Annotated in this window: 2 protein-coding genes; both read left to right on the forward strand. The window is 69.3% G+C overall.

The annotated features are described in order from the left end of the window. Window positions 1–583: 583 nt before the first annotated feature. On the forward strand, window positions 584–1,069 hold the full coding sequence (locus ACFZA0_RS37210; protein WP_391025286.1) for a hypothetical protein: 486 nt from the start codon (window positions 584–586) through the stop codon (window positions 1,067–1,069). Between the two features lie 414 nt (window positions 1,070–1,483). After that, window positions 1,484–2,741 (forward strand): hypothetical protein (locus ACFZA0_RS37215; protein ID WP_391025288.1); only part of this gene is annotated, 1,258 nt, incomplete at its 3' end.

Genomic DNA, 2,741 nt, shown 5'->3' on the forward strand with positions numbered 1-2,741 from the left:
GCCTACTCACAAGGGCTCCCGAGCTGGGTGCTGTCTGTTTCAAAGGATGCTCCGGGCGGCCCGAAAGGGTGCTGGGGATGCCGCGAAGCCCCTGGGGTGAGACAACTTCAAGTGTCTGGAGAACCGTCCCACTTCGGCTCCACCGCCCACCCGGCCGGGAGCGCGGGATCTTCGACAGCGGCGGTGAGCATGGGCTCAGGCAGGGACCACGTCATACAGCCATGCCTTCCACCTACACAGGCCGGCCGCTCGGGACCCCCACTATCGGGGGCCTGTACTCCACACTTTCGACAATGTGACCGTTCCGGCCCCGCCGCCGTGGTGGACATCGAAATCTGACTCGTGACACGAGATCGCGCGTCCCGCCCGCCTACTCCGCCGGATCCTGCTCCTCGTGCCGGACCAGGCGCTCCATCTCCACCGTCTCCATCTCCACCGTCACCGCGACACCCCGGCCTCACGGTCTGCCCCTACGGGCCCTCTTGGTTCGGGATCCTCGTTGGATGAGCTGCCGTGCAGTGCTGATGCTGTCGTGGTGTGAATCTCGGTTGGCGGCCCGCGCAGCGGATCGCATCATGACCGGATGACTTCACGACAACCGCTTCGGGCAGAGGAGCTGTGGCAAGCCTGCGTTGATGCCCAGGAACAGCTGGGCCACCATCATTTTCGGTTCTTCCAGCAGGTGAGAGACAAGAGCGGGGTACTCAGTGCTGCCCTCTCGGCTGGCTACTGGCAGCGGGCGGCAGCACTGGCATTCCTCACGGATGTGCATGATGATCTTGATCTGCTGCCGCAGCTTGTGGACTTCGCGATGATGCCCGCCTGGGCGGCACAAGCATGCCGCGCCATCACCAACATCCCTCGCGAGCAGCGCGTCCCCCGCCTCGGAGAACTTCTCGCCGCTCATCTTGATCAGCTCACCGACGAGGACGACGATTACTACGCTCTGTGGGCCGAAGTCCTCGCTGATGCTGAGGCATGGACGCTGCTGGCCCAGCTGGTTAGCGCAGCGCGAACCTCGCCGAACCTCCTGCTGCGCGACATCGCTGCACGGGTCGCTGAGTCGTAGGGTGCATTGATCGCGGATGTCGGTGCCAGGCCCGCCGGAACCCCCTCAATTCAGGACGTCCCTTGACGGCTGAAAGGTGATCGCGTTGATCGCGCTCGTCCTCGTCGCCGACGTCGCCGCACTGCAACAAAGCGCATGAGCGGACGGGGGCGTGAAAGGGGCCATGCCCCGCACGACCCCGGGGTAGCACGTGCGCCGACTCCGCGCAGCGGACAACCGCTGCCCCGCCGCGGTGACGGCGGGCCGGACGCTGCTGGAGCCGCTCGAACACCAAGCCGCCGACCTCCTCGGACACTCCGGCCGGGTGCTCAACTCCGTTGCCGGGCAGGCGACTTCCCGGTGCGTGTGCGTGCAGTGCATGGTGTCACTCCGGGCGTTTAGCATGCGTGCGGGTCGATCATGGGGGAGGGGTTTGTGGTCCGGGTTCTGCTGGATGGCAGTGTTCATGTGGCGTACGGGCAGTTCTATGTGGAGTGGGTTGCGCCGGGCGGCCAGCCCGACATGCGGGACGCTTTCCGCGGGCAGGTCAACGGTCTGTGCGGTGGCGCCGAGACCGGTTTCCTGTTCCTGCTCACGGGTCTGCACACCGGACAGGTAGGACTGCGGGCCGAGTGGCACGAGACGGAACCCCCGCTGGAGGGCCGGTGGGAGGAGGCTGTGGAGGTATCGCTGCGGCCGAGGGGTTCGCGCGCGGTGCTGGCCGAGTGGGGTGGCAGCCGCGCCTATCCGCTGGACCTGCCGCGGGAGGACCATCGTGTGCGGTACTGCGCCACCGGCATGCAGGCCGGCCGCGACCGGGACACCCTGGTGGAGGGTGACCCGCTGGACCGGTATCTCCTGCAGTTCTGGCCCGCCGCCCCCGCCCCGGACGCCGTCCTGCGCCGAACCACCCCGACTGCTGCCTACTGGCACGGTTGGGCGCGTGAGCTGCCCCCGCCGCCCACCGAGGAGGAGAAGGCCGTAGCAGCGGCCGCGCAGGAACAGGCCCGGCAGGCGGAGTTGGACCGGGTGCGCCTCGCCCAGGAGACTGCCATCTGGGGCGGACGGCTGCCCACCCTGCAGCAGTTGCGGGCCCTGAAGGGCAATATTCGCGGGCTGTGGCGCTACGACGCAGACCTGGTCGAAGCCCTGGGCAGGTGCGGCGAGGAGCAGTTGCGGCGGGTGGCCCGGCACGCGGCGCGCGCTGCCGCCGGGCGGGCCGGTCTGGAGCGTGCCGGCTGGATCGCGGCCGCACTGCACGACCTGGACCAAGGGCAGCCGCTGCCCCAGCTGTTCGACGACCCGGGCCGCCTGCGCGAGAGGGTGGGCGCGGACGACAGCCTGGACCCCCACTACCGCGGACGCCTGGCCGTCATGCCGCACGCTCCCGCCCCCGCGCCGCACGCCCCCGCGCCGCCTGTCCCGGCCCCTGCACCGCCTGTCCCGGCTCCTGCACCGGCGCGGCCGGTGACTTCCCCGGTCTCCTCGCGGCGGCGGCGCGTGACCACTGCCGGCCCAACGCCGAAAGGGCTCAACCGGCTCGGGCCCTTGATCGGGACCCTCCGCGCCGGGGACGTGTCCTTGCCGGAACTCGAGACCTGCCTCGTCGACCGGATCGAACCACTGCACAGCGTTGTTGTCTCGCTTGCGCCCGGAGCCGCCTCTCTGTCGAGCGAGGCCAGGGCAAGCCTGC

Origin of the sequence: Streptomyces sp. NPDC008150 (assembly GCF_042956945.1) — a bacterium.
Taxonomy (GTDB): Bacteria; Actinomycetota; Actinomycetes; order Streptomycetales; family Streptomycetaceae; genus Streptomyces.